Genomic DNA, 1,352 nt, shown 5'->3' with positions numbered 1-1,352 from the left:
CCCGCTCCAGCAGGTACACGGTGCCGCGCGCAGTGACCTCGACCGCCTTCACCACCAACACCGCACCCGCCGCCGAAAAAGCCACCGGCACCGCGCTCACCGCAGCCGCGCCCGCCACCGCACTGCCCGCCACGGCAGAGGCGGTTCCCACCACCGAAGCCACCGGCAAGGCAGACAAAGCCAGAGAAGCCTCGCTCTGGGCCCGCACAGGGGCCGACACCAGGGCCATGGCCAGCGCCAGACCCGAAAGCACATATTTCAATCGTTTCATTGCAGACTCCGAATGGGTATGGAAGAAGTTGGGGTGCAGGCCGCTCATTCGGCAACCGCAGACGCAGAGCTGGTCCGTTCCTGCATGGCCTGTTGACGGCCCACTTGCTCACCGCGCACCTGCGCTTCGGCAAGATCGGCCTCGTGGCGGTCGCGCAGCGTCTTGGCCAGGGTGAAGGCCGAAGTCACCAGGTACAACCAGCTCACGCCCAGGTAGGCGCGGTAGGTGTCGTTCACATCCATGCGCAGCAAGCCCCAGCCGGTCAGCCCCATGGCCACGGCAAATCCGCCCCACACCACCAGCCGCCACATGGGCGTTTCCACCTCGCCCGACTGCTGTGCCTTGTGCGTGTCGCGCACCGCCTTGGACAGCACGAACACCGTGGACAGACAGAACACGTAACCCATCACCATGAACGCCCGGTCCAGCGCCTCGCCCGGCAGATAAGCCAGGCCGGTGGCGCACAAGAAAATGGCGATGCCGAAAGACACCCAGACCTGGAGCTGCCAGGCGCGGGTATCGCGCATCACGGTGACGGAGGAACGGGGGGTGGTTGCAGAAGCCATGTAAACCTCAAAGGGTTGTTGAACACGGCGCGATGATCAGTGGCGGGGTCACTCAAAGCTGCAAATTTATGGCCTCGCACCTCCAATGGACACCTTGGGTATCGAAATAGTGAACCCGATGCCGGCGCAGCCCTTTACCCTTTACATATGAGTGCCCAGTACTTATGCCAGCATACGAACTGTTTCCCCATCGCGCTTGTCGCATGGGCGCACCTGTAAAGACCACCCCAAACACACGATGAACACCATTGACGAGATGCTGAACCTGGCCTTGCTCACCGCCGATCAACACCAGCAAATCAGCGCCTGGATTGCGAAATCCGACTCGCCCGAAGCGATTCTGAAAATGCCAGCGCCACTGTGGCGAGCGGTCGAGAGGGCCAGCGAGGTGATGGGAGTTGATGACGACCTGATGCGCCCGCCTTCGCTCGATGCCGACGATACCGTTTGCAGTTAGGTGGGGTGCGAAGTCGCGTGTGAAATCCATCCACGACGAATGAGGATTTTGCGAAGAT

The 1,352-nt window shown here is 61.9% G+C and carries 2 protein-coding genes and 1 pseudogene; 1 reads left to right on the top strand and 2 read right to left on the bottom strand.

What is annotated here, in order from left to right:
* Both ABYB95_RS23540 and ABYB95_RS23535 read right to left on the bottom strand, forming a co-directional pair.
* A pseudogene (locus tag ABYB95_RS23540) lies at nucleotides 1-271 on the bottom strand (hypothetical protein); the annotation flags it as partial.
* A 44-nt stretch (nucleotides 272-315) separates the two neighbouring features.
* Nucleotides 316-837, bottom strand: a complete 522-nt coding sequence (locus ABYB95_RS23535; protein ID WP_372662816.1) for a YiaA/YiaB family inner membrane protein — start codon at nucleotides 835-837, stop codon at nucleotides 316-318.
* Between the two features lie 238 nt (nucleotides 838-1,075).
* Between ABYB95_RS23535 and ABYB95_RS23530 the strand changes: the two genes are divergently transcribed.
* Nucleotides 1,076-1,294 carry a hypothetical protein gene (locus tag ABYB95_RS23530; protein ID WP_372662813.1) on the top strand — a complete coding sequence of 73 codons (219 nt, stop codon included), beginning with the start codon at nucleotides 1,076-1,078 and terminating at the stop codon, nucleotides 1,292-1,294.
* The last annotated feature ends 58 nt before the right edge of the window (nucleotides 1,295-1,352 follow it).

This window comes from Hydrogenophaga sp. (assembly GCF_041633695.1).
Classification (GTDB): domain Bacteria; phylum Pseudomonadota; class Gammaproteobacteria; order Burkholderiales; family Burkholderiaceae_C; genus Hydrogenophaga.
Note: the sequence above shows the minus strand (reverse complement) of the source record. Positions and strands in the feature narration are given on the sequence as shown.